Origin of the sequence: Bacteroides fragilis NCTC 9343 (assembly GCF_000025985.1) — a bacterium.
GTDB lineage: Bacteria > Bacteroidota > Bacteroidia > Bacteroidales > Bacteroidaceae > Bacteroides > Bacteroides fragilis.
This window is the reverse complement of sequence record NC_003228.3, coordinates 1,419,876-1,432,791: the sequence shown is the minus strand read 5'-3', so window position 1 is coordinate 1,432,791 and position 12,916 is coordinate 1,419,876. Positions and strand designations below refer to the sequence as shown.

The window sequence follows — 12,916 nt, the reverse complement described above, 5'->3', positions numbered from 1 at the left end:
GCCCAAATACATCGTACCTTATTGTATAATAACTATTTATCCTGAAATTAGAACCAATAAATATAGGCCAGAGTGCTCAAACTGATCACTACCCACAGAAGCACTCCTTGTATCAAAGGTTTGATGCCTACGGACTTCACAACATCCAATGAGAGAGAAGCTCCAATAAAGAACATAGTGATAGTCAATGTTTTGCGAGCCAACCCATTGATAGCGGCCCCCAATTCAGGTACACTACCCAACAAATAAGTATTCACAATCATAGCCAATACAAAGAAGAAGATAAACCAAGGAATACTAATCTTCTGCCCTTTGCTCTTAAATATGAACGAAGTAGCAAATGCCATCGGAATAATCCAAAGAGCACGTGTCAATTTGATGGTAGTAGCAACTTTCAAAGCTTCTTCACCGTATGCTGCACCGGCCCCCACCACAGAGCTTGTATCATGAATGGCAATTGCGGCCCATGTTCCAAATTCATGCTGACTCATATTTAAAGCGTGTCCGATCACCGGAAATATAAAAAGCGCAAGAGCATTCAATATAAATATAGTCGCCAATGCCACAGACATTTCACTATCATTAGCCTTTACTACAGGCCCTACAGCAGCAATAGCGCTACCACCACAGATAGCAGTTCCTGAACTGATGAGATAAGAGGTGTTACGATCTACCTTTAAAAACTTACGCCCAATGAACCATCCTAAAATCAGAGTGCCAATTACTGAAACAATCGTAAACTCCATTCCTTCTTTACCGGAAGCAAGAGCTGAATGTAAATTCATACCAAACCCTAATCCTACAACAGAATATTGTAATAGATATTTAGATGTCTTTTTGTTAAATTTCGGATGGGCCTGTCCACAAGTCAACGCAAAAGCTAATCCTAGAAAAAGAGCCAATGGCGGAGTAACCCATGTAGAAAATGCTTGCAAACCGGGAATATAATCCAACATTAAAAAGAAAGTCAAAATAGAAAGCAAAGAAACATAGACCGTTTTGTTGTTTGTCCTCAACGTTTTCGTAATAGCTGATACCATATCTTATTATCTTTATTTATTTTTCGGGTGCAAAGATACGGCTACTTGTCGGTATATGCCAATTGCATCTAATTATACTCTATAACTTTTTGTTATGATGCATAGCAAACTGCATCAAAACTTGTGATAACCCACTCTCCTGTCCTTGCGGTTGTGCAAAACAGAACTCACGTAGCATTGGCATACCTTTAATCTCAATAACACGAAAAGTACCTGAAAGTAATTCACGACTGATAGAACGGATAGAAACAATTCCGATACAATCTGTATGTTCTAAAAACAACTTGATACTCTCTGTACTGCCTAAATATAAAAGTACATTCAAGGATGATAATTTCATATTATGTTCGGACAAAGCTCTCTCAAAAACATCCAGTGTGCCCGAACCTCTCTCCCTGAGTACAAGCGGAATTCTGGATAGATCCTCCGGAGTTATCTCATCAGGCAATGAAAGCTTGCTACCTGTATGAACAACTGCCACTAATTCATCCTGTAAAAATGTAGTATATCTAAGATTGGGCAAGCGACAAATGCCCTCTACCAGCCCTAAATCAATGCGATGCTCCTGCAAAGCAGCCTCTATCTCTCTGGAATTCCCATTCAATAATGAAAGATTTACTTGAGGGAACTTGGCTATAAAATTAGCAAGCAAAGGAGGAAGCACATATTGAGAAATGGTAGTACTGGCACCCAATTTCAAATCGCCTATATATTCGTTATGCAGCAAATGCATTTCGTATTCCAACCGCTTATAGTCCTCCAATATCTTTTCACTATGCTCCTGCAAAAGCTTACCCGCTTCTGTCAAAGAAATCTTATTTCCCTGCCGATCGAATAACCGAACCTGATAACAAGTCTCTAATTCCTGAATATGTTTAGTTATGGCAGGCTGACTGACAAACAGCTCTTGTGAAGCCTTAGTGAAACTGAGGTTCTTAGCAACGCTTAAAAATACTTTCAGACGAAAATCAGACATAAATATAAAGGCTTATTGTCAATATTACAACTCTTCTCCCCTGATTCCCAATGCTTGCATCACGGGATATGCCAACATTTCCCATTGATATCCTTCAATACTCTCCTCCGGTTCATTCATACGGAACTGAATGGTTTCCTTATTCTTGACACCTTTTAACCGTTCCATTACCTTATCACCATATTCTTCATTGAAAGAAACCAAAATCAGCCGTTCCACATCGGCAGAATCTAAAACGATACTCAGCAGATCCAAATATAATTCTTCACGAGATACCATTTCCTCACAAGGTACACTGGCAAAAGAAAATTCTCCGAACTGACTCTTAAATGCCACCCCATTCAATTCTGCCGATAAATCGGAAGGTCGGCAATTAGACAACTGAGCCGAATCTTTATCATATACCATTAATATTTGAATTTGATTATCGCCTACTGCCATACCTGCATCAAGTACTATATAAGTTACCAGTTCCGAGAGATCAATCTCTTGCAGTTCACGCATCAAGGTTTTCTCAAAGTACTTCTTCAGATCCGTCACAACTAGATTCAGAAACGCTGCATCAATCAGTACCACATTCGAAGGAAACTTTATTTTTTCGTCCATATCGTAATTCCTTAATAATTATATTGAGGGCATAAAGATACAACATACTTCTAAAATGCTCTTACATTCGGACACAATTTCCTCTACAAAAGAAAATATATGACATTTTGACTTTTATTTTTCTTAAAAAGCTGAAAAAAAGTCAGTTTTTACCCCATGGCAAATCTTTTGCGCCTCTAATAGTGTTATTGAAAACAAGAATAAGAAAGGAGAACAAACGATATGAACTTTAACAATTTTACCATTAAATCTCAGGAAGCTGTACAAGAGGCTATTAACCTGGCACAAAGTCGGGGGCAACAAGCCATCGAAACGGCTCATATCCTGTATGGAGTGATGAAGGTAGGCGAAAATGTGACTAACTTTATCTTTCAGAAGTTAGGACTGAACGGACAACAAATCTCCCTCGTACTCGATAAGCAGATCGACTCTTTCCCAAAAGTTTCCGGCGGAGAACCTTACTTGAGTAGGGAAGCGAACGAAGTCTTTCAAAAAGCAACGCAGTACTCCAAGGAGATGGGCGATGAGTTTGTTTCATTGGAACATCTTTTGCTGGCTTTACTGACAGTAAAGAGCACGGTATCTACCATCCTGAAAGATGCAGGAATGACCGAAAAAGAATTGCGTGGTGCCATCAGTGAATTGAGAAAAGGAGAAAAGGTGACCTCTCAGTCCAGTGAAGATAATTACCAGTCACTGGAAAAATATGCCATTAACTTAAATGAAGCAGCCCGTAGCGGTAAACTCGACCCTGTGATCGGACGTGATGAAGAAATCCGACGGGTACTTCAGATTTTAAGTCGACGTACAAAAAACAATCCTATACTAATAGGTGAACCGGGTACCGGTAAAACAGCTATTGTTGAGGGATTGGCACACCGTATTCTTCGGGGTGATGTTCCTGAAAACCTGAAAAATAAACAGGTATACTCACTTGATATGGGCGCACTCGTTGCAGGAGCTAAATATAAAGGAGAATTTGAGGAACGACTGAAATCGGTAGTGAATGAGGTGAAGAAATCAGAAGGTAATATCATATTATTCATTGATGAAATCCATACTTTGGTAGGGGCAGGAAAAGGAGAAGGTGCTATGGACGCAGCTAATATTCTGAAACCTGCACTTGCCCGTGGAGAACTACGCTCTATCGGTGCTACCACTCTCGACGAATATCAGAAATATTTTGAAAAAGATAAAGCTTTGGAACGTCGTTTCCAAATAGTACAGGTAGATGAACCAGACAATCTGAGCACAATATCTATCTTACGTGGATTAAAAGAACGGTATGAAAATCACCATCACGTACGTATCAAAGATGATGCAATCATTGCTGCCGTAGAATTAAGCAGCCGGTACATCACTGACCGTTTTTTACCCGATAAAGCAATTGACCTGATGGACGAAGCTGCCGCAAAACTTCGCATGGAGGTGGATTCTGTCCCTGAAGGATTAGATGAAATCTCACGAAAGATTAAACAGCTGGAGATTGAGCGAGAAGCTATAAAACGGGAAAATGATGAACCGAAATTACAGACAATCGGCAAAGAATTGGCTGAATTGAAAGAACAGGAAAAGTCATATAAAGCAAAATGGCAAAGCGAGAAAAGCCTGATGGATATAATCCAGCAGAACAAAGTTGAAATAGAAAATCTTAAATTCGAAGCTGACAAGGCAGAACGTGAGGGAAACTATGGCAAAGTTGCAGAGATTCGCTATGGCAAATTGCAGGAACTGCATAAGGAAATTGAAGATACCCAGAAAAAATTGCACGAAATGCAAGGGGATACAGCCATGATAAAAGAAGAGGTGGATGCTGAAGACATCGCTGACGTAGTATCCCGCTGGACCGGAATTCCTGTAAGCAAAATGATGCAGAGTGAAAAGGACAAATTGCTCCACCTTGAAGAAGAATTACATCAGCGTGTTATCGGACAAGACGAGGCTATCGCAGCTGTGTCTGATGCTGTACGCCGCAGCCGTGCAGGCTTACAGGATCCCAAACGACCTATTGGTTCCTTCATCTTCCTGGGCACTACAGGAGTTGGTAAAACCGAACTTGCCAAAGCGCTTGCCGAATTTCTGTTTGACGATGAAACGATGATGACCCGTATCGACATGAGCGAATACCAGGAGAAGCACAGCGTTTCGCGTTTAGTTGGAGCGCCTCCGGGATATGTAGGATATGACGAAGGCGGACAATTGACAGAGGCGATCCGTCGCAAACCCTATTCTGTAGTATTGTTTGATGAAATCGAGAAAGCACATCCGGATGTATTTAATATCTTGTTGCAGGTACTCGATGACGGACGGTTGACAGATAACAAAGGCCGTGTGGTAAACTTTAAAAATACAATCATCATTATGACCTCTAATATGGGTAGCAGCTACATACAGAGCCAGATGGAAAAACTGAACGGCGCCAACAACGAGGAAGTAGTGGAAGAAACCAAGAAAGAGGTAATGAACATGTTAAAGAAAACCATCCGTCCGGAATTCCTAAACCGTATCGATGAGACTATCATGTTCCTGCCATTAACAGAAAAAGACATAAAACAGATTGTCTTGTTACAGATTAAGAGCGTACAAAAGATGCTTGCCGGTAATGGAATAGAACTAGAACTGACAGATGCGGCTTTGGATTTCCTCTCACAGGTCGGCTATGATCCGGAATTCGGTGCACGTCCTGTAAAAAGGGCTATTCAGAGATATTTACTCAACGATCTATCGAAAAAATTATTGGCACAGGAAGTAGACCGTAGTAAAGCAATCATTGTAGATGCACAAGGAGACGGATTAGTTTTCCGTAACTAAAGAATTAAAAGGTAATAAACAACAGCGATTTGCCGGTATGCCTTATGGTATACCGGCTTTTCTTTTTTTTAAAGTTCAATAAATGACTCTCCTAACTTCCACCGGATAGGATAAACAGTGAATTACAAGCACATACATACCTTTTTGAGGTAATGTAAAAGTAGCAGAAGATTTTGTTGAGTGAATTTTCCCTATTAACTCACCCTGCTCACTATACAGATATACCATTGTATTAACATCCAGATGCTCTAACGATAAAACTCCGGTAAAATCATCCAGTTTCATACAAATTCCGCTATTTCTTGCTGCTTTCATGCTCTTTTCCTTCCTTCTATCCCTCCCGGTTCCCTCGAAAGAATCTTTCGTATATAAAAAAGCGTGGGAACGTTGTAATTATCGTACCTGAGGCTCTGGACTGCCACTATTCAAATAATGTACAACAACCCACGCTCGATACTATATATTTGCATATACAGCAGAGCATGAGCGTTCGTTACATTATTCCTGAATAGTGAAATTGTCCAGATTTCAAGTACAGAATAATATCTTAAAAACGCTTTTGTTCTTTTTGTGTAATATTCCTCGTAACACTGACTCTTCAGGTTCCGACGGATTGCAACAAAGATAATTAAAAAGCCCTGAATACGACAAATAAGTTCTCTAAAATATTCTATGCAAATTTCATATAGTCCTGCAAGAACAGCTTAAAAAAACTTTTGTTTATAGAGATATAATAAAAAAATAAAAGCACAATACCCTTTAATAAAGGACATTGTGCTTTTAACTAAAAGTGTGGTAGATTTATTCTGCTTCAACGGCAGTCTCTTCACCAAAGTCTGTAATTCCGTTAGAGACTAAGATATTATACCACAAAATCAATTTCTTGATATCATTGGTATATACTCTGTCACGATCAAAGTCAGGCAAAACCTCAGCCAAATATTCACGTAATTGCTCAGAAGTAGCTTTCTTCACATCTATAGAAGCGATAGCTGCATTTTCTTTTTCTTTTATTGAACGCAACACGTCACGTAAAGGCACTTCTGAATCGTTTGTGTACATTGCTATATCTGCCAGAGAGATAATTTTTTCGTTACCATAAGCAGGGAAACGTTTCTTAGCTGCATCAATTGTTTCTACAATCAACATATTTTTACCCTGCGAAATAAGCTTATACAACCCCGGTTTGCCGGAGATAGACAAAATAGTCTTTAACATAGTATATTACTTTTATATTAGTTATTTTTTGCGGAGCAAAGGTAATGAATCTTTTGATATAGAAAAGCAATTAGCTCTAAAATCTGTGGTATCAACGGCTTTTCACCATCGTTTATTATGACGAAAGAAGCCCTCTCACATTTTTCTTCATCACTCATTTGGCTCCGGATACGCTGCATAATCTGCTCGCATGAAGCATTGTCACGCCGCACCGCACGTTCTACCCTGAGTTCCAAAGGCGCGTAGACCATCACTATACAATCAACTTCATCCGCAAAGCCCGATTCTATCAGAATTGCCGATTCCATACCTATTATATCCAGACAATCTTTGTGTGAACTCCATTGCCTGAAATGCTCCTTAACCCTCGGATGTATGATTCCATTAACCTGAGAAGCATGCGTCGAAGAAGCGAAAAGATATGTGGCCAGTAAAGTCTTATTTAATTTGCCGCCAAAAAAAACCTCCTCTCCTACTAAATCACACAACTCTTTACGAATAACAGGATCAGTGGCCACTACTTTCTTTGACTCTTCATCCGAGATATAGACAGGAACTCCCATCACTTCAAGTAAATGTGAAACGACACTTTTACCACTACCGATTCCGCCGGTTATTCCAATTTTAATTGCCATCAGAAGAGAGTTGTTCTATCAAAAAATCAACCTGTTCCGGATGGATTCGCACATGACTTACTCCACGTGGAAGAGATTTCAATTTTACAGTATATTTATCAGTACCCAATTTCAAAAGTTCTTCATAAGAAACATTCACAACAAAGTCACTTGCGTTAACTTCGCGAAAACGACTTAATCCAACTTGAAACGTAACCTGAACTTTAGATGGAAATGCCCTCAACACCTTATCTGCAGGAAAATTGATACCACGTAATAAGACTTCAACTGTTTTCTCCGTATATATATCCACGGGTAAAGTCAAATCAATAGCCCCGGGAACAAATTTGGCCCCCTTTACTCCGGCAAGCGCTATTCGCTGCTTCAATGTATCCATTACATTTTCAAAATTAACTTTTTGCGTATAAGCTGCCGTTATTGTATCCAATATAGCCACAGGGGCATATACCAAAACAGAATCCGGAGAATAGATCGTATCGGAAATATAATATTGGCGCCCTGCAACGACTTTACCTTCCAATTTGACAGGCACTAGTTTAGACTTTCCGGTAGAATAGATATACTCCAGAGTATCAGGCTTTACAGACAGCAAACGGGTCGATACATTAAGTTGTCCTGCTATTTTTTTCTCAAGTTCCGACGCATAAATTTTCACATGATTATCAGGTACTTTCGACTCGGAAAAATCGATATTAACGGGAAAAAAGCTTTTACCCAACATATAGTTCAGCAACACCGTTCCTTTATCTTTTACTTTAATGCGGAGTTCAGAAGGAGGTTCAGAAGTTAAAACCACATGATTGGGCACTCCTTTCAGACGGACAGGAATAGAAAATTCTGCTTCATAATCATTGTTTAACGTTTGAAGCAACCAAAATCCACCTGCAATAAAAAAGAAAAATAAAAAAATTAAGAACTCTCTGCTCTTATCACTAAGCAGAAAGTCCTTAATCTTTCTTGATAATTTTAAATAAATATACTTTATGTTCCTACGTTCGAACATAGGCTTTATTTATTTTTAGTTCCTTATTTCGTAGCAGACTGACTGTTGGCAGCAGAAGCATCTGCAAAAATAGAGTTCTTATCTATCTTAATTTTTACATTAGAAGCGATTTCAAGAACAATGTAATCATCATTGATTTCCTTAATCACACCATGAATGCCACCAGCAGTAATCACATTCTGGTTAACCTGGAGAGATTTGCGGAAATTAGCGATCTCTTTCTGCTTCTTGTTCTGCGGACGAATCATGAAGAAATACATGATAACAAACATTGCTATCAGCATGATCCACATCAAACTACCGTCAGGGCCAGCAGCAGGAGCTTGAAAAAATACAGTTAATAGGTTCATAAAATAATCAGTTTTATTAGTTTTTTAATCTATTTAGACAAAGGTATTAGTTTTTTGTCAACTTACCTTCTTTTTTTAATTGATTAACTATTCCGTCCAATGTACCATTGATAAAGCTACCGCTTTTCACTGTACTATAGAGTTTAGCAATCTCTACATACTCATTTAACGAAACGCTGACCGGAATGTTCGGAAAACTAAGAATTTCTGCTAATGCACATTGCATAATAATTACATCCATGAAAGCTACACGATCCAAATCCCAGTTCTTTGTATTTTCACTGATCAAGTGCCGGTAATAGTCGGCATTTAAAATGGCCCGACGGAACAAACGGCGTGCAAACTCCTGGTCTTCGTCATCTTTGAACTCGGGTAACAATGGTTGGTTAGCTCCCTGTTTTTCTTCAAAACGCTTAATGGTCTTCAATACAAATGTATCGACAATCTCCTTATCATCATTCCAATATAAACTCTGATCTTCCAACACCTGATCTAACGAATCATTATTAAAAACGAAAGTTTTATAGAGTTTTCTCCATAATTCACGATCTGCTTCATAAGATTTGTCAGAAGAAGCCATATACTCCTTGTATATATCGGATGCAATAATCTTTTCGTATAATTCTTTAATGAAGTCCTGATCATTAGCCCAGGTCCTTTTCTGATTAGCTATAAATTCGCTCAATTGTTTATTCACTTCGAGTTGTGCAACAAATTTATTTTCCACAAACTTCATGTTAGGATACAACTCTTCTTTAGTCGGCGCTAGTTTAGCTTTCGCTGTGTCGATGCGTTTTTGTGCATATTCCGTCAAAGCAATCATAAGCATCAGCAAATAGTTGTACAGATCATAAGCCTTTGAGAGGCTAAAGAACAACTCTTTCTCCGCTGAGTCTAAATTTTTGCTGCCGTTTTGATAGTAAGCATACACTATCTGTATGATCTTTAGACGAATAAGAACTCTGTTAATCATAATCTTAATTAATACTGTTATTAACGAATTGCAAAAGTAGACATTTTTAATGAGTTTACACAAATAAATCACATTTTTTAATGCAGTATTTCATTCTCTTTCCTTTTTCTTTTGACAGTTTAAAAAAAATATCCAATTTTGAAGCCAATTATAAACAGACCTAACAATATGGAAGATTTTAAAAAGAAAATAGGAACAGACATGAATGATAAAGAGATCGTATTCTCAAAATCAATAAAGGCCGGTAAACGTATATATTACCTGGACGTTAAAAAGAACCGCAAAGATGAAATGTTTCTTGCCATTACCGAAAGCAAGAAAGTTGTGATGGGCGAAGGAGATGACTCTCAAGTAAGCTTTGAAAAGCACAAAATTTTCTTGTATAAAGAGGATTTTGGTAAATTCATGGCCGGACTCGAACAAGCTATCAACTTCATCAATCAGAATCAAGAATATACAGAAGATTCCGAATCGGAGGAAAAAGTCGAACCTGAAAGTGAACCGGAGACTACAGTTTTGGATAGCGAAATCAAGATTGACATTGATTTTGAATAATTAAAGGCATCAATTCTTTGATATTTCAGAAAGAAAGTGTAATTTTGCACCGCTTTTTGCACATCGTGTGATAACCACATCGTGTGATGGTGAATTAAGCAAGCAAAATAACTTAATTTAGAGTAACACAAAAAATTTCAAGAAATGAGATCAATTGAAGTAAAAGGAACTGCAAGAACAATTGCAGAACGCTCTTCTGAACAGGCAAGAGCTTTGAAAGAAATTCGTAACAACGGTGGTGTACCTTGCGTACTTTACGGTGGTGAAGAAGTAGTTCACTTCACAGTGACCAACGAAGGACTTCGTAATTTGGTTTACACTCCGCATATTTATGTAGTTGATTTGGTTATTGATGGCAAAAAAGTAAATGCCATTCTGAAAGATATCCAATTCCACCCGGTAAAAGATACTATCCTGCACGTAGACTTCTATCAGATTGACGAAGCTAAACCTATTGTAATGGAAGTACCTGTACAGCTTGAAGGTCTTGCTGAAGGTGTGAAAGCCGGTGGTAAATTGGCATTGCAGATGCGTAAACTGAAAGTGAAAGCTTTGTATAATATCATTCCGGAGAAACTGACTATTAATGTATCTCACCTGGGTCTCGGTAAGACAGTAAAAGTTGGCGAACTAAGCTATGAAGGTTTAGAATTGCTGAATGCAAAAGAAGCTGTTGTATGTGCTGTTAAGTTGACTCGTGCAGCAAGAGGTGCAGCTGCTGCAGCCGGAAAATAATATCGGTTATCCCTTTAACAAAGATATCATTCAAACGCAGATTAATGCAGATTTTACGATCTGTGTTAATCTGCGTTCTTATTTAAAACAAACAGATTGAAAAGATATGAAATACTTAATTGTCGGGTTAGGCAATATTGGTCCGGAATATCATGAAACCCGCCATAATATAGGTTTTATGGTATTGGATGCTTTAGCCAGAGCAAACAACCTATCATTCACAGATGGTCGTTATGGCTTTACCACTACCCTATCTGTCAAAGGAAGACAAATGATCTTGTTAAAACCCTCGACATTCATGAATCTAAGCGGCAACGCCGTACGTTATTGGATGCAAAAAGAAAACATTCCATTAGAAAACGTATTAATCATTGTAGATGACTTAGCACTTCCCTTCGGTACCTTACGCCTGAAAAGCAAAGGCAGTGATGCCGGTCATAACGGATTAAAACACATCGCAACTATCTTGGGCACCCAAAACTATGCGCGCTTGAGATTTGGTATCGGTAATGATTTTCCAAGAGGCGGACAAATAGACTTTGTATTGGGGCATTTCACGGACGAAGACTGGAAAACAATGGATGAACGTTTGGAAACAGCCGGAGAAATCGCCAAAAGCTTCTGTTTGGCAGGTATCGACATCACGATGAATCAGTTCAACAAAAAATAATTATTCATTTTTCAATTCATAATCAAATGCCTGAAGCAAGAATAGATAAATGGATGTGGGCAGTCCGCATCTTCAAAACTCGCACAATCGCTGCAGAAGCCTGCAAGAAAGGACGAATCAGCATCAATGGGTCGTTTGTAAAAGCAGCTCGTATGATAAAACCCGGAGACGTAATCCAAGTGAAAAAACCTCCGATAACATATTCCTTTAAAGTCCTGCAAGCCATTGAAAAACGGGTGGGTGCAAAACTTGTATCTGAAATGATGGAAAATGTGACAACCCCTGATCAATACGAACTTCTGGAGATGAGTAAAATCAGCGGTTTTATTGATCGGGCACGAGGTACCGGACGTCCAACTAAAAAAGATCGCCGGAGCATTGAGGAATTTACTACTCCCGAATTTATGGATGACTTCGATTTTGATTTCGACTTCGAAGAAGATAATGAATAAAAAATCCCCGACAGCCGTCACGGACACCGGGGAGGTATAAATAAATGGACTTATTTATTTATAAAATTATCCACCCGGCCGATGGCTTATCAGCCGGATGGAGATAGAGGTCAAAACTTAAATCCGATCTTAAATGTCGGAGCGGCCAGCACACTGTAGTTGTGGCTGTCTGCCGACAGATCTCCAAGACCTGCTTGCGGGTTATACGTAGTCTTATTATACGTATAAGCAAACGGATCGATCTGCGCACCGATATAGAGTGCAGGAAGAACAAAGTAATCGACACCAATAGTCAAAGCGCCGCGAAGATTCCAACTCTCGGCAATAGATTTGCCCATAGAGGTCTCTTCATCATACTTCATTTCATTTTCACCGTAAGCAAAACCTACGCGAATACCTGTATACCACATCAGGTTAGGAACACGCTTGATGTTGAAATAACGATCAACACCTGCTGACACATTATAGGCGAACGACTGAGCATCGGCTACGGCACGATAATTAGGAATCTCTCCCATATTCTCGTCAGCCGAGTTATTCTTATTCGAATCGTCTATTGTGCCGGGAACAGCCGGATAACCGGGGTTATTCGTGAAGCTGACACCGCCACCCAAATTTAGTTTCCACTGATCTTTGAAGAACCAGCCTCCTTCAAAACCAACCATCAGCTTTTTGTCTGCCCAGTTGGTAGAGAGCGCTCTGACTTCATAGTCAGTCAGCAGCCCCGAAGGGGCTGTGACATTTGTGTAACTATTGTATCCAACAGTAGCTGCTACAGTAAAGTCTCCTTTTTTAGGAGTATTGTCTTTACTACAGTTCTGTGCATTAGCTGCAAGACACATCATGGGTAGAACGGCCAATATTAAAAGTCTTTTTATTTTCATAATCCTTT

The 12,916-nt window shown here is 39.1% G+C and carries 15 protein-coding genes; 5 read left to right on the top strand and 10 right to left on the bottom strand.

The window, feature by feature from the left end; genetic code table 11:
* Positions 1–47 precede the first annotated feature (47 nt).
* The 3 genes from BF9343_RS05450 to BF9343_RS05440 form a co-directional block, all read right to left on the bottom strand.
* A complete protein-coding gene (locus BF9343_RS05450; RefSeq protein ID WP_005785778.1) occupies positions 48–1,040 on the bottom strand; it encodes a YeiH family protein in 993 nt (330 codons plus the stop codon).
* Positions 1,041–1,119: 79 nt separating this feature from the next.
* A complete protein-coding gene (locus tag BF9343_RS05445; RefSeq protein ID WP_005785776.1) occupies positions 1,120–2,016 on the bottom strand; it encodes a LysR family transcriptional regulator in 897 nt (298 codons plus the stop codon).
* A gap of 24 nt (positions 2,017–2,040) precedes the next feature.
* The gene (locus BF9343_RS05440; RefSeq protein ID WP_005785774.1) at positions 2,041–2,622 is read right to left on the bottom strand and encodes a DUF6621 family protein; all 582 of its coding nucleotides are present in this window, start codon (positions 2,620–2,622) and stop codon (positions 2,041–2,043) included.
* Positions 2,623–2,844: 222 nt separating this feature from the next.
* On the opposite strand from BF9343_RS05440, the gene clpB reads away from it, so the two are divergent.
* Entirely contained in the window at positions 2,845–5,433 is a 2,589-nt protein-coding gene (gene clpB / locus BF9343_RS05435; RefSeq protein WP_005795699.1) for an ATP-dependent chaperone ClpB, read from the top strand.
* 75 nt (positions 5,434–5,508) lie between these two features.
* On the opposite strand, the gene BF9343_RS05430 is transcribed toward clpB, so the two are convergent.
* The 6 genes from BF9343_RS05430 to nusB form a co-directional block, all read right to left on the bottom strand.
* The gene (locus tag BF9343_RS05430; protein ID WP_005785770.1) at positions 5,509–5,718 is read right to left on the bottom strand and encodes a hypothetical protein; all 210 of its coding nucleotides are present in this window, start codon (positions 5,716–5,718) and stop codon (positions 5,509–5,511) included.
* Positions 5,719–6,234: 516 nt separating this feature from the next.
* Positions 6,235–6,651, bottom strand: a complete 417-nt coding sequence (locus BF9343_RS05425) for a DUF5606 family protein (RefSeq protein WP_005785768.1) — start codon at positions 6,649–6,651, stop codon at positions 6,235–6,237.
* 17 nt (positions 6,652–6,668) lie between these two features.
* Positions 6,669–7,286 carry a dephospho-CoA kinase gene (gene coaE, locus BF9343_RS05420; protein ID WP_010992356.1) on the bottom strand — a complete coding sequence of 206 codons (618 nt, stop codon included), beginning with the start codon at positions 7,284–7,286 and terminating at the stop codon, positions 6,669–6,671.
* Entirely contained in the window at positions 7,276–8,289 is a 1,014-nt protein-coding gene (locus tag BF9343_RS05415) for a CdaR family protein (protein ID WP_005801064.1), read from the bottom strand. Before BF9343_RS05415 ends, coaE begins: the two co-directional genes overlap by 11 nt.
* 23 nt (positions 8,290–8,312) lie before the next feature.
* Positions 8,313–8,639, bottom strand: coding sequence for a preprotein translocase subunit YajC (gene yajC / locus BF9343_RS05410; RefSeq protein WP_005775925.1), 327 nt, complete (start codon positions 8,637–8,639; stop codon positions 8,313–8,315).
* A gap of 46 nt (positions 8,640–8,685) precedes the next feature.
* The gene (gene nusB, locus BF9343_RS05405) at positions 8,686–9,612 is read right to left on the bottom strand and encodes a transcription antitermination factor NusB (protein WP_008768080.1); all 927 of its coding nucleotides are present in this window, start codon (positions 9,610–9,612) and stop codon (positions 8,686–8,688) included.
* Between the two features lie 168 nt (positions 9,613–9,780).
* Between nusB and BF9343_RS05400 the strand changes: the two genes are divergently transcribed.
* The 4 genes from BF9343_RS05400 (at position 9,781) to BF9343_RS05385 (ending at position 12,024) form a co-directional block, all read left to right on the top strand.
* Positions 9,781–10,167, top strand: coding sequence for a PUR family DNA/RNA-binding protein (locus tag BF9343_RS05400; RefSeq protein WP_005785761.1), 387 nt, complete (start codon positions 9,781–9,783; stop codon positions 10,165–10,167).
* 144 nt (positions 10,168–10,311) lie between these two features.
* Entirely contained in the window at positions 10,312–10,902 is a 591-nt protein-coding gene (locus BF9343_RS05395) for a 50S ribosomal protein L25/general stress protein Ctc (protein WP_005785759.1), read from the top strand.
* A 106-nt stretch (positions 10,903–11,008) separates the two neighbouring features.
* Positions 11,009–11,572 carry an aminoacyl-tRNA hydrolase gene (pth, locus tag BF9343_RS05390; RefSeq protein WP_005785758.1) on the top strand — a complete coding sequence of 188 codons (564 nt, stop codon included), beginning with the start codon at positions 11,009–11,011 and terminating at the stop codon, positions 11,570–11,572.
* 26 nt (positions 11,573–11,598) lie between these two features.
* The gene (locus tag BF9343_RS05385) at positions 11,599–12,024 is read left to right on the top strand and encodes an RNA-binding S4 domain-containing protein (protein ID WP_005785756.1); all 426 of its coding nucleotides are present in this window, start codon (positions 11,599–11,601) and stop codon (positions 12,022–12,024) included.
* Between the two features lie 110 nt (positions 12,025–12,134).
* Here BF9343_RS05385 and BF9343_RS05380 read toward each other — a convergent pair whose 3' ends face one another.
* Complete coding sequence (locus BF9343_RS05380; RefSeq protein ID WP_010992354.1) at positions 12,135–12,908, bottom strand: BT1926 family outer membrane beta-barrel protein; 774 nt, start codon at positions 12,906–12,908, stop codon at positions 12,135–12,137.
* Positions 12,909–12,916: the final 8 nt, after the last annotated feature.